This window comes from Actinopolyspora mortivallis DSM 44261, from assembly GCF_000384035.1.
GTDB lineage: Bacteria > Actinomycetota > Actinomycetes > Mycobacteriales > Pseudonocardiaceae > Actinopolyspora > Actinopolyspora mortivallis.
In genome coordinates, this window is record NZ_KB913024.1 from 326,950 (window position 1) to 345,799 (window position 18,850).

The window sequence follows — 18,850 nt, forward strand, 5'->3', positions numbered from 1 at the left end:
CCCAGTTCGTCCCCGGCACCGCCGGGGTTTCCCCGATTCCCCGCGCTCCGGGAGCGTGCAACCATCGACCCCGTGCAGGCCCGTTCCAGGCGATTCGCGCGAGGTGTCCCGGGGGAGGAGGACACCGTCGACCCGCACGCCCAGACCGTTCCGCTGCGCTCCCCGGGGCTCCGGCGGGTCTACCGCCAGCGTTCCGGGCGGGTGGTGGCCGGTGTGGCCATCGGGATCGCCCGGCACCTGGACATCCCGGTGCTGTGGGTGCGGGCCGTTTTCGCCGCGCTGGCCGCCCTGGGCGGGGCCGGTGTGCTGGCCTACGGCCTGCTGTGGGTGTTCGTGCGGCAGCGGCCGGACGGGGGCGGGGAGTCCACGGAACGGGAGCGCAGGCAGGGTCTGGTGTTGCTGCTGCTCGGTATCGGCATGGCGGTGTCGGTGGCCTCGCTCAGCGCCGTGCCCTCCTGGCTGGTGGTCACCCTGGGAGCCACGCTGGTGGGCGGGGCCGTGCTCTGGCGCGAGGCGGACGAGTCCCAGCGGCAGCAGTGGCGCCGGGAGGCCCGGTCGAGCGTGCGTGGCCTGCTGGCCGGAGGGGGTCGTGCCGGGACGCTGCGGGTGCTGGCCGGGGCGCTGCTGGTGCTGGCCGGGATGGTCGTGTTCGTGGGTGGAGCCATCGGCAGCGAGGTTCCCGTGGTGTTCGCCGCCGTGGTCGCCACGTTGGTCGGGGTGGCCGTGCTCACCGTGCCCTGGTGGATGCGTCTGGTCGGCGATCTCGACGTGGAACGCGCCACCAGGATCAGGTCCCAGGAACGTGCCGAGATAGCCGCGCACCTGCACGACTCGGTGCTGCAGACCTTGGCGCTGATCCAGAAGCAGGCCGGTTCCGAGCGGGAGGTGCGCAGGCTGGCGCGCAGCCAGGAGCGGGAACTGCGCCAGTGGCTGTACGGGCCGGCGGGGTACAGTCGGGGTTCCCACCCCATGACCGAGTCGCCCGTGGCGATGCGGGAGCCCGGGGAACCGGACACCGGCGAGTCCGCGAGCACGAGCGGAACCCTCTCGGAGGAGTTGGGGCGCATCTGCGGCGAGGTCGAGGACGGCTTCGACGTCACGGTACAGCCGGTGGTGGTCGGCGACGGCCCCGTGGACGAGCGGTTGCGGGCCATGCTGGCCGCGGCGAAGGAGGCCGTCGTCAACGCGGCCAAACACGCCGGGGTGGAGGAGGTCAGCGTCTACGCCGAGTTGCAGCCGGACCGGGCCGAGCTGTTCGTCCGTGACCGGGGGGCGGGTTTCGACCCGGAGGCGGTGCGGGCGGATCGTCACGGCCTGTCCGACTCGATCCGCGGCAGGATGGAGCGCAACGGCGGTCGGGTGCGGCTGCGCACCGCCCCCGGATCGGGAACCGAGGTGCAGCTGGAACTGCCCCGCACCTCCGACGAGCAGCGACAGTGAAGGAGTGGCAGGCATGGTCGCGGAAACCGTCGACACCGGTCGGGACGAGGCCACCAGGGTGGGGGTCTACGTCGTCGACGACCACGCGCTGTTCCGCACCGGGGTGCGTGCCGAGCTCGGCGTCGCCGAGGACCGGGTACGGGTGGTCGGTGAGGCGGGTTCGGTGGCCGAGGCCGTGGCCGGGATCGCCCATCTGCGTCCCGACGTGGTGCTGCTGGACGTGCACATGCCGGACGGAGGCGGTGTGGAGGTGCTGCGCCGGGTCCGGCAGCAGCATCCCGAGGTGGTCTTTTTGGCCCTGTCCGTCTCGGACGCGGCCGAGGACGTGATCACGGTGATCCGTGCCGGGGCGCGTGGCTACGTCACGAAGACGATCTCGGGGCGGGAGCTGGCCGACGCGATCTGCCGGGTCGCCGGTGGGGACGCGGTCTTCTCTCCCCGGCTGGCCGGTTTCGTGCTCGACGCCTTCTCGGAGGGGCCGAACTCGACGCCGGTGGGGGACCCGGAACTGGACCAGCTCACCAGGAGGGAACGCGACGTGCTGCGCCTGCTGGCGCGCGGCTACTCCTACCGCGAGATCGGCTCCGAGCTGTTCATCTCGGTCAAGACCGTGGAAACCCACGTGTCCAGCGTGTTGCGCAAGACGCAGCTGTCCAACCGCTACGAGCTGTCCAAGTGGGCCTCGGACCGGCGGCTCGTCTGAACTCGGCCGGTGTGCTCGTACGGCGACCGCCCCGGTGCCTTCCTCCGGGGATGGTCAGTTCCGGGCGGACTCCGCCCGCTCGGTCCGTTCCGCGCGTTTTCCGCCGCGCGGTCCCCGCACGGTGGTTCTGCTCAGCGCGACTCCCAGCAGCACGATCGCCATCCCCAGCGCCATGCGCGGCCCGAAACGTTCGTCGAGCACCAGCCAGCCCAGCACCACCGAGACCACGGGCATCAGGTAGGTCACGGTGGAGGCCGTGGTGGCTCCCTCGTCGGAGATGATCCGGATGTGCAGCGCGAAGGCGAATCCGGTGCCGAAGATCCCGAGCACCGCCACGGCGAGCAGGGGCAGCGGTGCCGGGTGGATCGGTTCCAGGCCCCCGACGGGCAGGGTGAGCAGGGCGATCCCGCTCGCCGCGGTCAGTTGGGTGGCGGCCACCGTCAGTGGGGGCAGCGGTTGTTCCCCGCCGCCGGAGCCGCTCAGGCCGCGTCCTATGTAGACGAAGCTGATCCCGTAGCTGGCCGCGGCCGCCAGGCAGGCGAGCACTCCCCACCCGAACAGCCCCGCGGAGCCCTGCCACGGAGCCAGGATCACCACCACGCCGGAGAAACCCACCAGCAGGCCGAACAGCCGCAGCGGCGGTAGCGACCTCTCGGTGCCGTACAGCAGGCCGAAGAGGACGGTCCACAACGGAGTGGTGGCGTTGAGGACTCCGGTGAGCCCCGAGTCGACCGTGCGTTCGCCGATCCCGAACAGGATCCAGGGCAGCACGTTGCCGAACACGGCGGCCACCGCGATGGTGCCCCACAGGGCGCGTTTGCCTGCGGAGCCGAACCCCACCAGGCCGCCGCCGCTGAGCAGGCAGAGGGTGACCACCACCACCGCGCCGAGCACAATGCGCGCGAAGGCCACCTGAGTGGGGGTCAGAGCCTGTAACCCCACCTTGATGAACAGGAAGCTCGCTCCCCACAGCAGGGCGAGGGTGCCCAGCCGCACGTAGTTGGCGCGGTTGTTCAACGTCTCCTCCACGATCGCGGGATTCGGGCCGGCTTCGACCCGCGCTCCACCCTGCTCCTCCATATCAATTAGGACAAGTGGATTTTTCTTCACTCGCTTTTCAGTTCTGCTGTAAGATGCTGGTGTGTTGGACGTCCGGCGGATGCAGGTACTGCGTGCGGTGATCAACAGCGGTTCGGTGAGCGCCGCCGCGAACAATCTCGGATACACGCCCTCGGCGATCAGCCAGCAGCTGACCACCCTGGAACGCGAGGCGGGGCTGCCGCTGCTGGAGAAGGCCGGCCGGGGGCTGCGCCCCACCGCCGCCGGAACCATGCTCGCCGAACGGGCGGGCAGGCTCTCCGAACTGATCTCCGAGACCGAGGCGGAACTGTCCGAGCTGCGTGCCGGCCGCATCGGTGTGCTGCGCGTGCGTTTCTTCCACAGTGCCGGAGTGGCGCTGATCCCGCCCGCCGTGGCCGAGTTCCGCGAGCAGTGCCCCGACGTGCAGCTCGACCTGAGCATGTGCGAGCAGGGACTGCTGGACCAGCTCGTCGAGGGCTCCGCCGACGTCGCCGTGCTCGTGACAGGACGGGACGTTCCCGCGACACGGGGAATCCGGATGGTGCACCTGGTCGACGACCCATACCGGATCGTGCTTCCGATGGGGCACCCGCTGGGTACCGAGCAGGCCGTCGACCTCGGGTGGCTTTCCGGGGAGTCCTGGATCCAGGAGTCGTTGACCCACGGTCCCTGCGCCGAGCCGCTGCGCGACGCCTTCGCCGCGGCCGGGTTCACCCCGAACCTCGCGTTGGAGGCCGACAACTCCCACTCCTCCCAGGGATTCGTGGCCGCCGGAGTGGGGGTGTCGCTGATACCCCGACTGGGGCTGGACCCGGTGCACCCGAACGTCGTGATCCGCCCGGCCCGCAACCCCGAACCGGTGCGCAGGATCCACGTCGCCGTGCGCGAGTCGGTGGCCCAGCTGCCCAGCACCGAGATCCTGCTGCGGGCGCTCTCCCACGCCGCGGCGGGCTGAACCGGGACGGTGGTTTCGTCGTGAGGAGCGGTGCGCCCGAAGGTCAGCTCACTCCGCTGTCCGTGTTGATCAACGTGCTGCCTCCCCGCGTGATCAGGCCGAAGACGTGCCGCTCGGTGCTGCTGGCCCCGTCCTCGCGTTCGTAGCGCAGCACCGCCTCCACCCGGTTGTCACCGACGACCCGGGGGCCGCTGACCACGTCCACCTGCTCGATGGAGTCCCAGAAGTCCTCGTAGGTGTCCCTGCCCACTGACTTCAGCTCGGGACCGAGCATGTCCCAGGCCTCGTCGGAGTCGTCGGTCACCGTGGCGAAATAGCTCCGTACCGTGTCGACCAGCACCTGGTCCGACACGGAGTCGGCCGGGGTGGTCGAGACCGGGCCGGACGAGGTCGTCGTGGAGGTGGTGGTGCTCGTCCGGCTCTCCGCGCCACTCGTCTCGGTCGGAGTGCTCGGATCGCTGGTGGTGCCCGTCCCGCTCGCCACGGTGTTCTCCCCTCGGGTCTCCTGAGGGGCCGTCCGCTCCCGCTCGTTCGAGGCGGCGGCGTTCGCGACGAGCACCCCGACCAGGGCCGCCAACACGATGGCCACCGCCCAGGCGATGAGCCCCCGGTTGACCCGCTTCGCGTCCCTGCCGGAGGAGGACTCACCCACGCGGGTGGCGGGACCGACCGGACTGCCCACCATCGTGGCGCTCCGTTGTCGCTGCGGGCCCGCCGGCCGCGCTGCGGGCGGGGGAGGGCCGGCCGGAGGGCCGGAGCCGAAGGTGCCGGCAACCCCCTGCCCGCCCGGAGGAAGGGGCGGAGCCGAGCGCTGCGGAGTCTGCCCGAACGGAACGGGCCTGCCCTCGTGCACGGCGTGCAGCATGTCCCGGGCCTGGGCCATGGTGGGGCGTTCCACCGGGTCGGCGCGCAGCAGCTCCATCAGCACCGGAGCCATCGACCCCGCGTGTCGGGGGTACTCCACCTGCCCCCGGGAGACCCGGTGCAGCAGGCTGATCGCGTTGTCGTCCACACCGAAGGGAGGATGTCCCTCGATGGCGGCGTAGAGCGTGGAGCCGAGGGAGAAGACGTCGGAGGCGGGAGCGGGATCCCGCCCCAGCGCCACCTCGGGGGAGAGGTAGGCGGGCGTACCGGCCAGGATCCCGCTCTTGGTCACGGCCACGTCCCCGACCGCGCGGGAGATGCCGAAGTCGGTGATCTTGGCCGTTCCGTCCGGGCCGATCAGGATGTTGCCCGGCTTCAGGTCCCGGTGCACGATCCCGGCCAGGTGCGCCGCCGCCAACGCCCCGGCCACCTGCGCCCCCACCCCGGCCGCCTCGACCGGGGGTAGCAGGCCGCCGTCGGAGATGCGCGAAGCCAGGCTGGTGGAGGGCAGGTACTCCATCACCAGCACGGGCTGGCCGTCCTCCTCGACCACGTCGAAGACGGCGATCGCGTTCTGGTGCTGCAACCTCGCCGCGATCCGCCCCTCCCGCATGGAGCGTTCACGGGCCTCCCTGGTCTCGGCCTCGGTGTGCCCCTGTTGCAGCAGCAACTGCTTGACCGCGACGGTGCGCTGCAGACGCTCGTCGACCGCGCGCCACACCACCCCCATCGCACCGCTGCCGATGCTCTCGTGCAGCCGGTAGCGTCCCGCGATCAGACGACCTTCGGCGCTCACTGTTCTCCCCGGTACTGGTGGTGTCGGTGACTCGGTGCACTGCCTGGGCCCGCCCCCGGGTCGGCGTCACACGACGTTCCCAACCGTACTGCGTGCACAACGGGGGCCCACAGGGCGGTCGGCACACCGTTCATCCGGACACGGGAGAGGCTTCCCCGGTGGAATCGGTTCCCCCACCCTCGGGGTTCCCCTCCTCGGAGTCGTTCTCCTCGGAGCCGTCGCTTCCGGAACCCTCCTCGCCCTGGTTGTCCGTCTTCGAGGTCGACGTGGAGGTTTCGGTACCGTCCTCGGGCGCTTCGGAGTTCGGTGTCGAGGGCTCCGGCGTCGAGGAGGGCACACCGGTCGTCTCCCGGGGCCGTGACTCCCACTCCGGGGTGGGCTGCTCGTCGTGGTCCTCGTCCGGATAGCCGCCCCACTCCGGTTCGTGCGTGTCCGGTTCGACGGTGGAGGTGGGAGCGGGTCGGGTGGTGCTCGTGCCTCCGGCGGGGGTGCTGTTCTCCCGGTCCTCCCCGCTGAGCAGGGAGGTCACCACCAGGGCCCCGGCCGCCAGCACCGCCACGAGCACCACCGCGCCGATCACCCAGGGGGCCTTGCTGCGTTTCGGCCCGCCCGCCGGCATCTCCGCGCGGGTGTCCGAGCCCAGGTAGGCGGCGGCCTCACGGGTCCCCCCGTCGCTGTACAACCCGTCGTCCGGAGCGGACTCGGCGACCATGGTTCCGCCGTCGTGGGAGCCGCGCACCGCTTCGGTGGCGGCCGTGCCCGGGGCCATGGCGGGTGGGATCGGAGTCGGCCTGCTCGGTACCGAGGTGACCTCGTGCCCCTCGGCCACGGTCCGCAGCATCTGCCGCACCTGGGCCATGTCCGGACGTTCCTCGCTGTTGGTCCGCAGCATGGCCAGCAACGGTTCGGTCATCGGCCCCGACTGGCGCGGCGGCTCCATCTTGCCCGCGGCCACCGCGTGCAACAGGGCCAGCGTGTTCTCGCTCTGTCCGAAGGGCGGGGCACCCTCGACGGCGGCGTAGAGCGTGGCGCCGAGGGAGAACACGTCGGAGGCCCCGGTGGGTTCCCGTCCGCAGGCGACGTCGGGGGAGAGGTAGGCGGGGGTGCCCGCGAGCATCCCGGTCTGGGTCACCGAGACGTCACCCTGGGCCCGGGAGATGCCGAAGTCGGTGATCTTGACCGTGCCGTCCTGCCCCAGCAGGATGTTGCCCGGCTTGATGTCGCGGTGCACCACTCCCACGGCGTGCGCGGCCCCCAACGCGTCCGCCACCTGGGCGCCGATGCGGGCGACCTCGCGCGGCGGCAGCGGTCCGTGCTCGGACATCATGGCGGCCAGACTGGTGGAGGGCAGGTACTCCATCACCAGCACGGGCTGGCCGTCCTCCTCGGCCACGTCGTAGACGGACACCGCGTGGGGGTGTTGCAACCTCGCCGCGATCCGTCCCTCGCGCATCGCACGCTGCCGTGCCTCTTCCGCCTCGGCCGCATTCAGGCCGGGCTGCATCACCAGCTGTTTGACCGCGACCGTGCGTTGCAGGCGCTCGTCGAGACACTCCCACACCACACCCATCGCGCCACTGCCGATGCGCCGTCGCACCCGGTAGCGTCCGGCGACCAGGCGACCTTCGTCGCTCACCGACGTCTCCCCGTACTGCTCTCGGTCCCGGGCCTCACCGGTCCGGCGGGGCCGGGCCGACGAAAGGGCCGGGATCGGTGGATTTCCGCGGGCCGTGCGTGGCCCTCCGACACGTACACCTTCACTGTGCGACACGGCCGGTTGTCCGAAGCCGGCCGTGGCGCGGCGGCGTGGACCGCGGGAGACCGGGCTCGGTCCGGTGTTCCCGCGCGCCGACCACCGCGTCGTGTTCCGACAGGCACGGTCCCGTCCGTTCGTCCCCGAACCGGCGAGACCGGAAACAGGGTGGTCGTTGCCGCATCGTCGCGAGAATACCGACCGGCGTGTGTTCTCCCGGTAGCCGTCCCGTCTTCGAACGTGTGGACTTCTGACGGGAGGTGTCCGCCCGTGTTCGTTCGGTGGTGCGGTGGTGCCGAGACCCCGCACACTTCCGGTCTCCCCGCGTTGCCTGCTCAGCCCGCCACGTGGCGCAACCGGGCGGCGCGGAGCCACACCCGCGAGATCGTGGGATCGCTGCCCGGGGTGACCGAGAACGAGTGCCGCAGCGCGATCCTGGTGTCGGCGGGGCCGTCGACGGCGACGGTGGCCAGCACCCTGCCCTCGGCGGTCACGGTGATCTCGTGGGCTTCCACGGAGCCCAGCGTGCTCCAGCCGTGGACTATCTCCGTCCGTTGCCGGTCGGTCAGCCGTATCGAGACCAGCGTCAACGCCCGGGCGGGGTCGTCCTCCAGCAGGCGGTAGAACTTCCGGACCAGCCTGGTCGCCGAGCGGGCACTGCCCGCCGAGGGATTGGCCACGTGGTTCTCGGCGACGATTCCGCGTGAGTTCCCGAAGCGCGCGGCCTCCTCCGGCAGCGAGTCGCCCGGACGCATCCCGGGCCACCCGGCCTCGTCGAACAGGGTGCCGAGCCGCAGGGCCTCCGAGTCCCGGACAGGGGTCACGCGGGTTTGTTCCTCCGCCCGATCGGGGCCGCGCGAGTGTGGTGCGATCGAGGCCTCCAGCAGGCTCGTGGTGACTCCCACCGCTCCGAGCGCGAGCAGTGTCCACAGGGTCCGCACGGTGACCCGCGTCGGGTGCGGAAGACGGGTGTCGGTTCCTCCGACCGGGGAGAGGGAGTGGGCCGTCGTCGGTGTGCGGGCGGAGCCGGAGGTCCCCACCTCGGAGGGGTGAACCGTGTCCCCGAGATCGTGCGGGGATTCCCGTCGTGTTGATCCCGGCATGTCCTGTCCTCTCGTTCGTCACCGACTCCCGGTGGCGGGCAGGTCGGCCACCACGTGCCGCTGGTTCGCGTCGAATCTCAGTCTGCGCCGGACCGTTTCCGTCTCCTCTCCGCGAGTGATCCGCAGTTCCGTCACGGTGCCCTCGGGTTCCACGGTGGTCGTGGAGACCCCGATGTGCCCGGCGTCCTCGTAGCGGGAGGAGAACTCCGTGAATCCCGCCTCGTGGAGACGGCCCCCGGTCATGCGGTAGGCCGCGCGTAGTTCTCCCGCCGCCACGGCGGAGAAGTACCGCTCGGTGAGTTCCCGCATCCGGGACCAGCGGGTCGTCACGGCGTACTGCTCACCCCGGGCGGGAGTGGTCTCCGTGGAGGGGGGGAGCGGAGTCCTCTCCTCCGTGGTGTCCGGAGGCCGCGTCGGGGAGGCTTCCGCCGGTGGAGGCAGCGGTGCGCGTTGCCACGTGGCCGTGTCGTCCGGGGTGCCGGTGTGCTGTGCGGGGTGTTCCCGGCGTGACGTGTCCGTTGCCGGTGTGGACGGCACGAGCATCCGTCGGTCGGGTCGGGTGGTGGAGGGAGCGTGCTTCTCCGGGGAGCTCGCCTCCCCGTGGGATGGGAAGGGGTACTCGTGCCCGCGTGGCACTCGTACCGGTTCGGCCGTGGTCCGGGTCTCCGGATGCGGGGCGAGGGCGGCCGTGGCGAACACGATCCCGCACAGGGTGGCGGCCGAGGCCGTCACCGCGAACCACGCGGCCCGCCGCCAGGTCCGGGGCGGTGTCACCGAGGCGGGGACCATGCCCAGGTCCAGCTCGTGCAGCATGTCCCACGGTTCCGCGGCGTTCCCCCGGACGGGATCTCCGGTACCGTGCCGGGGTGCCGTCGTGTGGGTTCCCAGCCGCACACACCGTCGTTCGGGGGCGCATCGTTCTTCCGGGGGGCGTGTCGAGGGTTCGTCGAGTTCCCCCGACCAGCCGTTCGGCTTGGCGCTGTCCATCGCGACCCGACTTTCCGTCCCGTGTCGTGTCGAACCGTTCGCCTCACACGGACGTTTTGCGAAGCTGGATTCGTGTCGGGGTGATGCCCCGCGTTCTCGTCCCCGAGGGCGTCGGAGGGGACCGGGCAGCGCCCCTTCCCCACCGCCGTGGCGGTGGGGATCGCCTCCCGTCGAGCCGGGCGGGCGGCCGTCGGCGTGCTCCACTCTCGTCGGCCGTGGCAGGAGACCGGACGGTCCCGCCTCTCGTTCCGGGACACCGCTGTACGACGATCACGGCACACAGGCTATGCGGGGCCACAAACGTGTACGCAACGGGTCGTTCTGGGTACGTAACGTGGTCGTGGTTGGGTTGTGCCGCCGTTGTGGGGCAGGAGAGTCCTCCGACTGGGCAGCGCGCGGAGTATCGCGACTACATGAGGTCGAGAGCGATCGTGCGGATGTTCCCTAGTACCGACCGTGGTGGAAGTCCGCTCGGGTGCTCGACAGGGCCTTCAACGAGCCGAGTCCGCTCGCCCCGCCGAGCAGGATCGCGATCACGTCGGCGGCGACACCTCCGCTGGATATCAGCAGCGCCAGCAGCGCCCCTGCCAGGGCGGCTCCCGCGAGAGGGGCGCGTTTTCCGGCGAAACGCGCGGTGGGTTCCCCACCGGGCCGTTTCCGCGCCGCACCGTACACCAGGGCCAGATACCCCGCGTGCCCGGCCGAGACCAGCACGGCGACCAGGGTGACCAGTAAGGCGACCACGTTGATGAGCGTTCCCATGTGTCCAGTCTGCCTGCGTCCGTCCCGTGCCGGTAGCACGACCGTGGGTTTTTCCGCCCCGCCCGGGCTGACACAGTGGGCCGACCCTCGGATGCCGCAGTGAAAACCCCCTGTGCGGCTGTTGGATACCGACCGGCACGCCCATTACGTTGCTGATATGGGTGACAGCTCGGCTGCCGCGTTCCGGGAGAACTCCGGATCCGCGGGAGAACTGGCGGGCAAACGGGCGCTCGTTACCGGAGCGGGAAGCGGGATCGGAGCGGCCGTGGCGAGAAGACTGGCGGCCGAGGGCTCCGACGTGCTGCTCGTCGACCGCGCCGCCGAATCCGTGGAGGCCGTGGCGACCGCCATCGGCGCTCGGTACACCGTCGTCGACCTGTCCGTCCCCGAATCGGTGGCGGAACTGGGCGAGAACGTCGACATCGTGGTCAACAACGCGGGACTACAGTACGTGGCGCCGGTACACCAGTACCCGCCGGAGATGTTCTCCCTGCTGCTGGCGGTGATGGTCCAGGCGCCGTTCCGGATCATCCGTGCGGCTCTGCCCGGCATGTACCACAGGGGGTGGGGACGGATCGTCAACATATCCTCGGTGCACGGCCTGCGGGCCTCCCCGTTGAAGAGTGCCTATGTCACCGCCAAGCACGGCCTGGAGGGGCTGTCGAAGACCGTCGCCGTGGAGGCGGCCGGCCACGGGGTCACCTCGAACTGCGTCTGCCCGGGATACGTGCGTACTCCGTTCGTGGAGCAGCAGGTGACCGATCACGCGGTGCGTCACCGGGTTCCCCGCGAGCAGGTGGTCGAGGACGTGCTGCTCTCCCGCACCCCGGTCAAACGGCTGGTGGAACCGGAGGAGGTGGCCGAACTGGTGGCCTGGCTGTGCGGCCCTTCGGCCACGTCGATCACCGGTTCCTCGCTGCCGATGGACGGAGGGTGGATGGCCCAGTAGCCCTCCCGTTCCGGTCCCCGGCAGCGGCCCCGCCGTCGCCGTCCGTCCACGGGCTCTCCGCACGGGGTGTTCCGGGGATCGGGACCGGTTCGGGGAGGTGGTCAGTGCCCCAGTCTGCCGCGGCCGAGCCGCAGCAGGATCATGGCCAGTTCGCGGCCCTCGGCCCCGAGCTCACGGTAGCGGGCGAGGACGTCCATCTCGCGGTTGTAGACGATGCGCGGGCCGCCTTCGGCCATCCGCGCGGCCCCGATGCGGTGGGAGATCTCGGCACGTCGTTTGATCAGGCGCAGGAGCTCGTCGTCGATCCGGTCGATCTCGTCGCGCAGTTCGTCGACCGAGTTCTCCGTGGCGGGCCACTCGGGTTCGGACGTGTCGCGGTTGCCCTGGTCGCTGTTCACAGAGGTGTTCATGTCGTCCTCCGGCTCGTCGACCCCGGTCCCGACCCGGATGAGCGAAAGCCCCGGGTCCGAGGACTCCGGGGCTTCGTAGTCTGGAGCTCACGCAGCTACGGGCGCCGGAGTCCCGGGCCCGTAGAAAAACTGACCGATCCGCGTAAGCACGTCGCCAGTCTGCCACACCGGTGGGAACGAAACCAACTCGACTCCCGGTCGGATCACACTTTCGAGGGAAAGGCGTCGGGGTGAACGATTCCGTCGGGCCCCGGGGTGTCACTGCGGTTGTGCCCGTGCGGGAGAACGCGGGCGGTACGCTGAACTACCGATGAGCACCCTGTTCGACGTTCCCGCAGAGGACCCCACCGGCTCCGGAGACACCCCCGCCGCGCACGGTGGTGCGCACCAGAGCTCCGCCGGGGACCTGCTGACCGGTCTGAACCCGCGGCAACGGGAGGCGGTGCTGCACGGCGGCTCACCGCTGCTGGTGGTGGCCGGGGCCGGTTCGGGCAAGACCAAGGTGCTCACCCACCGGATCGCCCACCTGCTGGACGAACGCGGAGTGCATCCCGGCCAGATCATGGCGATCACGTTCACCAACAAGGCGGCCACGGAGATGAAGGAGCGGGTGGCCGACCTGGTGGGCCGGCGTGCCAACGCCATGTGGGTGTCCACTTTCCACTCGATGTGTGTGCGGGTGCTGCGGCGCGAGGCCGGAACGCTCGGGCTGTCCGGCAACTTCTCCGTCTACGACGCGGACGACTCGCGTCGGTTGATCACGATGGTGGCCCGGGACCTGGAGCTGGACTCCAAACGCTATCCGGTGCGCGGCATGGCCGCGCGGATCTCCCAGCTGAAGAACGAGCTCGTCGACCCGACCACCGCCGCCGAACAGGCGGACAACGACCAGGAACGCAGGGTCGCCGAACTCTACGCCGCCTACCAACGCCGTCTCCAGCAGTCCAACGCGCTGGACTTCGACGACCTGATCATGCGCACCGTCGAGCTGCTGCGCGAGCACCCGGCGGTGGCCGAGCACTACCGGCGGAGGTTCCGCCACATCCTCGTCGACGAGTACCAGGACACCAACCACGCCCAGTACGTGCTGGTGCGCGAGCTCGTCGGCACCGGGGAGGACGCCGGTGGGGTCCCCCCGGCGGAGTTGTGCGTGGTGGGGGACGCGGACCAGTCGATCTACGCCTTCCGCGGGGCGACGATCCGCAACATCGAGGAGTTCGAGCGGGACTACCCGCAGGCGCACACCATCGTGCTCGAACAGAACTACCGCTCCACCCAGACGATCCTGTCCGCGGCCAACTCCGTGATCAGGTCGAACACGGGACGCAGGGAGAAGCGGCTGTGGAGCGAGTCCGGCGAGGGCGATCCGCTGGTCGGTTACGTGGCTGACAACGAGCACGACGAGGCGGCCTTCGTGGCCGCCGAGATCGACCGGCTGGTCGACTCGGGCGCGGCCACGTTCAACGACATCGCGGTGTTCTACCGCACCAACAACCAGTCGCGCGTGTTCGAGGAGGTCTTCATCCGGCTGGGGCTGCCCTACCGGGTGATCGGTGGGGTGCGCTTCTACGAGCGCCGCGAGATCAGGGACGCGTTGGCCTACCTGCGGGTGCTGGACAACCCGGACGACTCGGTGAGCCTGCGGCGGATCCTCAACGTGCCCAAGCGGGGGATCGGCCAGCGGGCCGAGACGGTACTGTCCGAGTACGCCGACCGGGAGCGGATCTCCTTCGCCGCCGCGCTGCGACACGGGGCCCAGGGCAGGATCGAGCGGTTGAACGCCCGTTCGGCGCGGGCGGTCTCCGGTTTCGTGGACCTGCTGGACGAGCTGCGCGAGCTCGTGCCCTCCACCGAGGTGGCGGAACTGCTCCAGACGCTGCTGGCCCGCACGGGATACCGGGCCGAGTTGGAGAGCAGCGAGGATCCGCAGGACGCGAGCCGGGTGGAGAACCTGGACGAGCTGATCTCCGTGGCGCGGGAGTTCACCGGGGTGAACGCGGTCTCTCCCGGGGAGGAGGCCGGAGCGGACGAGCCCGGGCAGGACGAGGCCGACGACGCCGCGCTCGCCCCCGGATCGCTCGGGACCTTCCTGGAGCGGGTCTCACTGGTCGCCGACGCGGACGCCCTGCCGGAGAACGGCGACGGCCTGGTGACCTTGATGACGCTGCACACGGCCAAGGGGCTGGAGTTCCCCGTCGTCTTCGCCACCGGCTGGGAGGACGGGGTGTTCCCGCACACCAGGGCGCTGGGCGATCCCGAGGAGCTCGCCGAGGAGCGCAGGCTCGCCTACGTGGGGATCACCCGCGCCCGCCGGAGGCTGTACCTCTCCCGCGCGCTGATGCGCTCGGCCTGGGGCCAGCCGGTCACCAACCCCGCCTCCCGGTTCCTCACCGAGATCCCGGAGCACCTGGTGGAGTGGCGCAGGACGGAGCGGGAGCGTTCCGCTCCGCGCGAGCGGAGTGACTGGTCCTCCCGGAGGGGCCCGGCGGGTGCGGGGGCCTCGCGCGGCGAGCGGGCGGCCTCGTCCTCCGGCTGGAAGAACGCCGTTCCGATCCAGCTCTCCGCCGGGGACAGGGTCAACCACGACAAGTACGGACTGGGCACCGTGGTCTCCACCGAGGGGGAGGGGGCCCGTGCCACTGCCACCATCGACTTCGGGGACGCGGGCAAGGTGCGCCTGATGCTGATCGGTAACGTGCCGCTGGTCAAACTCTGAGGCCGGGCCTTTCGGCCACGCCGCGCCGACTCCGGAAAACGGGTGAGTTCCGTCGTTGCCGGGGCCACACCTCCCGGTGGCTGCTGAGCCCGTCGCCGAATTCGCCGCCGTCCGGCACGGTCACGACTCCGGCCGTGCCGGGAGGGATCAGGCCGTGTCGCGCCGCCGGAAGGCGAGGACACCGACCGTGGTCAGCAACGCCGCCACCGCGGTCAGCGCGAGCAGCGAGACCGGATGCGGGTCCCCGGTGGGGAGCATGGGGGTGTGGGTGAACGGGGAGAGGTCCGCGACCCAGTCGGGAAGCCGCAGCAGCGGTCCGAACATCCCCACGAACACGCTGCCCGCCAGGACCAGCCATCCGAGCCCGCCCGCCGCGGGCAGCACGCCGAACAGGGCGGCGGCCAGCCCCGCCAGTACCCACACGGCGGGCAGGTGGGCCAGCGCGGCCAGCGTAAGTCGTGCCGCCTCCCAGGGTTCGCCGCTGTTCGTCGCGTGGACCAGTCCCGCGCTGAGACCTCCCGAACCGAGGACGGTTCCGCTGCCGACCAGGGTGACCGCCAGGTTGGACAGCATCCATCCGCCCCGGGACAGGGGGGATCCGCCGAGCAGGGGGTCGAGGCGGCCCGTGGTCTCCTCGGCGCGCAGCGCGGCGACCGACTGCAACGCGAATCCCGTGGAGACCAGCGCCATCAGCCCCAGGTAGGTGGCCAGTACGGTCTCGGCGGATCCGGCCTGCCCGTTCTGCGCCAGCATTCGCTGGGCCAGCTCGTTGTCCGCCGCGAACTCGGCCGCCTGCTCGGCGATCGCTCCGACGAAGGCCCCGAAGAGCACGAAGCCCACCGTCCAGCCCGTGAGCGGGCCACGTCGCAGACGCAGTGCCAGGGCGAACGGTCCGGACAGCCACGGTGCGGCCGTGGCCCTGCCCGGGCGTCCCCGCACGAGCCCAGCCCCCTCGTCCCGCCGGGAGCGCAGCAGGAAGGCGGTGACCACCAGCAGCGCCGTCAGCACGAGCGCCAGGGACAGCGGCCACCACCTTCCATCCACATAGGAACGAGTGCGTTGGGCCCAGCCGATGGGCGACAGCCAGGACAGCGTCCCGTCCCCGAGGTCACCCGCTCCGCGCAGCGCGTAGGCGGCGGCCAACAGGGCAGCGGCGAGACCGCTCGCCGCCCGTCCGTGCTCCATGAGTTGGGCGGTCACCCCGGCCAGCGCGGCGAACACGACCCCCACCGCGCTCAGCCCGGCCGCGAACAGCAGGGAACCGCCCACACTCAGTTCCGGCAGCACCACGGGCAGCCCGAGACCGAGCACGAGCCCCAGCACGACGTCGGCCGCGAAGACCGTGAGCAACGCGGCGGCCAGGGGAGCGTGCCGTCCGACCACGGCGGCCCGCACCAGTTCGGCCCGTCCCCGCTCCTCCTCGTGGCGGGTGTGCCGCACCACGAGAAGAACGCTCATCAGTGCGACGAGCGCGGCGGTCATGCCGCCCATCTCGTTGGCCACCATCGCGCCGTAGGTGTAGTCCTCCCGTCCGTATCCGGGACCGGTCAGGATCACGGTGGCCGGGTTGTCCATCAGGGCCGCGCGTGCCTGCCGTTCGGCGGCCGTGTCGTAGGCCGCCGGAAAGGAGGCCACGCTGCCCAGCAGGAACAGCGTCACCCCGGCCATCCACGCGGGAAGGCGTACGCGGTCCACGCGCAGGATCAGCCGCACGAGGTCCCGTGTTCCGTGGAGTGCGTTCATCGGGCGGCTCCCCGGTGGGAGGTGTCCAGGGGTCCGTGGTCGTAGTGCCGCAGGAAGAGCTCCTCCAGCGAGGGAGGCTGGCTGGTGAGCCCGCGCACCCCCGCCTCGGTGAGGCGGCGCAGCAGCCCGTCCAGCGCCGGTGTGTCCACCTCGCACCGCAGTTCGGTGCCGTCGAGTTCGAGGTCGTGGACGCCGGGCAGCTCGTCGAGGCCCGTGGGCACGCGGGCGAGCTCGGCGCTGACCGAGACACGGGTGAGGTGGCGCAGCTCGGAGAGGCTGCCGGATTCGATCGTGCTGCCCTCCCGGACGATCGTCACGCGGTCGCAGAGGGCCTCGACCTCGGAGAGCACGTGGCTGGACAGCAGCACGGTGCGTCCCTCGCGCTGTTGCCGCCGGACGCACTCGCGGAAGGTCTCCTCCATGAGCGGGTCCAGTCCCGAGGTCGGCTCGTCCAGGACCAACAACTCGGCCTCGGAGGCCAGGGCGGCGATCAGCCCCACCTTCTGTCGGTTGCCCTTCGAGTAGCTGCGGGCCTTCTTGCGCGGGTCGAGGGCGAATTTCTCCAGCAGTTCCTCCTTGCGCGCGGGGTCGATCCCGCCGCGCAGTCTTCCGAGCAGGTCGATCACCTCCCCGCCGGAGAGGCCGGGCCAGAGGGTCACGTCGCCGGGGACGTAGGCGACCCGGCGGTGCAGTTCGGTGGCGTCGTGCCAGGGGTGGCCGTCGAGCAGCCGGGTCCTCCCTCCGTCGGCCCGCAGCAGTCCGAGCAGGATGCGGATGGTGGTGGTCTTGCCCGCTCCGTTGGGACCGAGGAAGCCGTGCACCTCCCCGGAGCGCACGGTCAGGTCGAGTCCGTCGAGCGCTCTGGTGGTGCCGAAGTTCTTGGTGAGTCCGGAGACGGCTATGGCGGTGGGTCGGGTCACGGCGGTCCTTTCGGTTCGTCGATCGTCCGGGGCCGTTCGGCCGCCGGGCGCCGCTGGTGTCGGTTGCCGTCCTCCACAGCGTACAGTTTTTTCACAAATTTGTGAATAAGATGAATCGCGAGGGTGCGCCCGGAAGCGGGGTGCTGACCCCGTGGCGGCGGTGCTGTTAAGCTGGACTGCGTTCACATGGTTGTGAAATTTAGAAAATGTGTAAATCTCGTTGAGGACGCGGTCGAGTGGTGTGGGAGGCAGCGATGTCCGAGACAACATCGAGCTCCGCGCCGTGTCCTGACGAGCAGGCCGTCGCCAGGTTCGTGGAGCGCTTCGCGCTGGACCTCGCCCAGGGCGGTTTCCCCCGCATGGCCGCCCGGGTGTTCGTCCGGGTGCTGGTTTCCGAGGACGGGGCGTGCACGGCCGCGGAACTGGCGGAGTCCCTGGGGGTCAGCGCGGCCGCCGTGTCCGGTGCCGTGCGCTACCTGATCCGCGTGGGGCTGCTGGTGCGGGAACGGGAACCGGGGAGCCGGCGCGACCACTACCGGGTGCGCGACGACATGTGGTACGAGGCCTTCGCCCGCCGGGACGAGCAGCTGGGGGGCTGGGAGGAGACCCTGCGGCAGGGAGTGGCCGCACTCGGGGCCGGTACCAGGGCCGGAAGTCGGCTGGACGAGACCCGGCGGTTCTTCGAGTTCCTGCGGGTTGAGCTGCCGAAGCTGATGGACAGGTGGCGCGCCCAGCGGGACGGGCACGGGGCGGCCCCGGAGGAGGACTCCGCCGACAGCCCGTGACGGCTCGTCGCCCGTGGGAACCCCCGGACGACGAGCCCCCGGGGAGGATCAGGTGACGCTGACCCCTCGCGCGTTGAGCCACGGCAGCGGGTTGATCTTCTTGCCGCTCGGGTTCCACACCTCGAAGTGCAGGTGGGTTCCGGTGGAGAAGCCACGGTTGCCCATGGTGGCGATCTGGTCGCCGGCCTCCACCTTCTGCCCCTCCGTGACGGTGATGCTGTGCACGTGGCCGTAGACGGTGATCGTTCCGTCCGGGTGCTGGACACGTACCCACAGCCCGAAGCCGCTGGCCGGTCCCGCCTCGATCACGGTTCCCTCGGCCACCGAGGCGATCTTGGTTCCCTTGCTGTTGGCGATGTCGATGCCGTAGTGGGTGGTGCCCCAGCGCCCGCCGAAGCCGGAGGTGAACACCCCCTGGGCGGGGGCGACGTAGTCGGGCTGGCGGGCCTCGCGGATGGCGGCTTCGCGGGCGCGCTCGACCTGCTGGCTCTTGGCGAGCTGGCGGACCTCGTTCTCGGTGTCGGCGGTCCGCGCCACGGGGAGTATCTCGGGGGAGGGGGCGGCGCCACCGACGCCGCTCGGCTCGTCGGAACCGTCCGAGGAGGACTTCTCCTCGGCTCCGACGACACTTCCGAGGGAGGCGGCCGCCTTCTCGCCGGAGGCCAGGGGGGCGTAGTCGTCCTGTTGTGGTTCGGACTGGCCCTGTTCGGCGGCCATCGCCTGGCCCGCGGCGGCGAAGGCACCGGCCGCCACGGCGGCCACCACGATCCTGCCGCGCCACACCGAGGGCGGAGTCGAGTTCCGCGATCGGTCCGGTGTGGACTCTCCTTCCGAGCGATGCTGTTGAACCGGGGTGTTCTGTTGACCGCCGGGGGAGCGGTGTC

The 18,850-nt window shown here is 70.9% G+C and carries 16 protein-coding genes; 6 read left to right on the forward strand and 10 right to left on the reverse strand.

Translation table 11 applies throughout. The annotated features are described in order from the left end of the window. The first annotated feature begins 72 nt into the window (after positions 1 to 72). Together ACTMO_RS0101680 and ACTMO_RS0101685 are read left to right on the forward strand one after the other, a co-directional pair. Entirely contained in the window at positions 73 to 1,440 is a 1,368-nt protein-coding gene (locus ACTMO_RS0101680) for an ATP-binding protein (RefSeq protein ID WP_019852917.1), read from the forward strand. Between the two features lie 13 nt (positions 1,441 to 1,453). Then, the gene (locus tag ACTMO_RS0101685) at positions 1,454 to 2,143 is read left to right on the forward strand and encodes a response regulator (RefSeq protein WP_019852918.1); all 690 of its coding nucleotides are present in this window, start codon (positions 1,454 to 1,456) and stop codon (positions 2,141 to 2,143) included. A gap of 54 nt (positions 2,144 to 2,197) precedes the next feature. Here ACTMO_RS0101685 and ACTMO_RS0101690 read toward each other — a convergent pair whose 3' ends face one another. Beyond that, positions 2,198 to 3,223 (reverse strand): DMT family transporter, encoded by a 1,026-nt coding sequence (locus ACTMO_RS0101690; protein WP_019852919.1) that lies wholly within the window; start codon positions 3,221 to 3,223, stop codon positions 2,198 to 2,200. Positions 3,224 to 3,302: 79 nt separating this feature from the next. On the opposite strand from ACTMO_RS0101690, the gene ACTMO_RS0101695 reads away from it, so the two are divergent. Then, complete coding sequence (locus ACTMO_RS0101695) at positions 3,303 to 4,178, forward strand: LysR family transcriptional regulator (protein WP_019852920.1); 876 nt, start codon at positions 3,303 to 3,305, stop codon at positions 4,176 to 4,178. Positions 4,179 to 4,221: 43 nt separating this feature from the next. Here ACTMO_RS0101695 and ACTMO_RS0101700 read toward each other — a convergent pair whose 3' ends face one another. The 5 genes from ACTMO_RS0101700 to ACTMO_RS0101720 form a co-directional block, all read right to left on the reverse strand. Further along, positions 4,222 to 5,838 carry a serine/threonine-protein kinase gene (locus tag ACTMO_RS0101700; RefSeq protein ID WP_019852921.1) on the reverse strand — a complete coding sequence of 539 codons (1,617 nt, stop codon included), beginning with the start codon at positions 5,836 to 5,838 and terminating at the stop codon, positions 4,222 to 4,224. Between the two features lie 130 nt (positions 5,839 to 5,968). Beyond that, entirely contained in the window at positions 5,969 to 7,474 is a 1,506-nt protein-coding gene (locus tag ACTMO_RS0101705; protein WP_019852922.1) for a serine/threonine-protein kinase, read from the reverse strand. Positions 7,475 to 7,926: 452 nt separating this feature from the next. After that, positions 7,927 to 8,694, reverse strand: coding sequence for a hypothetical protein (locus ACTMO_RS0101710; protein WP_019852923.1), 768 nt, complete (start codon positions 8,692 to 8,694; stop codon positions 7,927 to 7,929). Between the two features lie 18 nt (positions 8,695 to 8,712). After that, complete coding sequence (locus tag ACTMO_RS21800; protein WP_019852924.1) at positions 8,713 to 9,681, reverse strand: hypothetical protein; 969 nt, start codon at positions 9,679 to 9,681, stop codon at positions 8,713 to 8,715. Positions 9,682 to 10,125: 444 nt separating this feature from the next. Continuing rightward, complete coding sequence (locus tag ACTMO_RS0101720) at positions 10,126 to 10,443, reverse strand: hypothetical protein (protein ID WP_019852925.1); 318 nt, start codon at positions 10,441 to 10,443, stop codon at positions 10,126 to 10,128. A 157-nt stretch (positions 10,444 to 10,600) separates the two neighbouring features. Between ACTMO_RS0101720 and ACTMO_RS0101725 the strand changes: the two genes are divergently transcribed. Next, positions 10,601 to 11,392 carry a 3-hydroxybutyrate dehydrogenase gene (locus ACTMO_RS0101725; protein WP_019852926.1) on the forward strand — a complete coding sequence of 264 codons (792 nt, stop codon included), beginning with the start codon at positions 10,601 to 10,603 and terminating at the stop codon, positions 11,390 to 11,392. Positions 11,393 to 11,493: 101 nt separating this feature from the next. Here the strand turns inward: ACTMO_RS0101725 and ACTMO_RS0101730 are convergent, their stop codons facing one another. Continuing rightward, entirely contained in the window at positions 11,494 to 11,802 is a 309-nt protein-coding gene (locus tag ACTMO_RS0101730) for a chorismate mutase (protein ID WP_019852927.1), read from the reverse strand. 310 nt (positions 11,803 to 12,112) lie between these two features. Between ACTMO_RS0101730 and pcrA the strand changes: the two genes are divergently transcribed. Beyond that, positions 12,113 to 14,518, forward strand: coding sequence for a DNA helicase PcrA (pcrA, locus tag ACTMO_RS0101735; protein ID WP_019852928.1), 2,406 nt, complete (start codon positions 12,113 to 12,115; stop codon positions 14,516 to 14,518). Between the two features lie 147 nt (positions 14,519 to 14,665). On the opposite strand, the gene ACTMO_RS0101740 is transcribed toward pcrA, so the two are convergent. Together ACTMO_RS0101740 and ACTMO_RS0101745 are read right to left on the reverse strand one after the other, a co-directional pair. Next, the gene (locus ACTMO_RS0101740) at positions 14,666 to 16,261 is read right to left on the reverse strand and encodes an ABC transporter permease (protein ID WP_019852929.1); all 1,596 of its coding nucleotides are present in this window, start codon (positions 16,259 to 16,261) and stop codon (positions 14,666 to 14,668) included. Continuing rightward, positions 16,258 to 17,181, reverse strand: coding sequence for an ABC transporter ATP-binding protein (locus ACTMO_RS0101745; protein ID WP_019852930.1), 924 nt, complete (start codon positions 17,179 to 17,181; stop codon positions 16,258 to 16,260). The genes ACTMO_RS0101740 and ACTMO_RS0101745 overlap by 4 nt, the downstream gene beginning before the upstream one ends. 254 nt (positions 17,182 to 17,435) lie before the next feature. Here ACTMO_RS0101745 and ACTMO_RS0101750 point away from each other — a divergent pair, with 254 nt between their 5' ends. Beyond that, on the forward strand, positions 17,436 to 17,966 hold the full coding sequence (locus tag ACTMO_RS0101750; RefSeq protein WP_019852931.1) for a GbsR/MarR family transcriptional regulator: 531 nt from the start codon (positions 17,436 to 17,438) through the stop codon (positions 17,964 to 17,966). Between the two features lie 48 nt (positions 17,967 to 18,014). Here the strand turns inward: ACTMO_RS0101750 and ACTMO_RS0101755 are convergent, their stop codons facing one another. Then, positions 18,015 to 18,749 (reverse strand): peptidoglycan DD-metalloendopeptidase family protein, encoded by a 735-nt coding sequence (locus tag ACTMO_RS0101755; protein ID WP_019852932.1) that lies wholly within the window; start codon positions 18,747 to 18,749, stop codon positions 18,015 to 18,017. Positions 18,750 to 18,850: the final 101 nt, after the last annotated feature.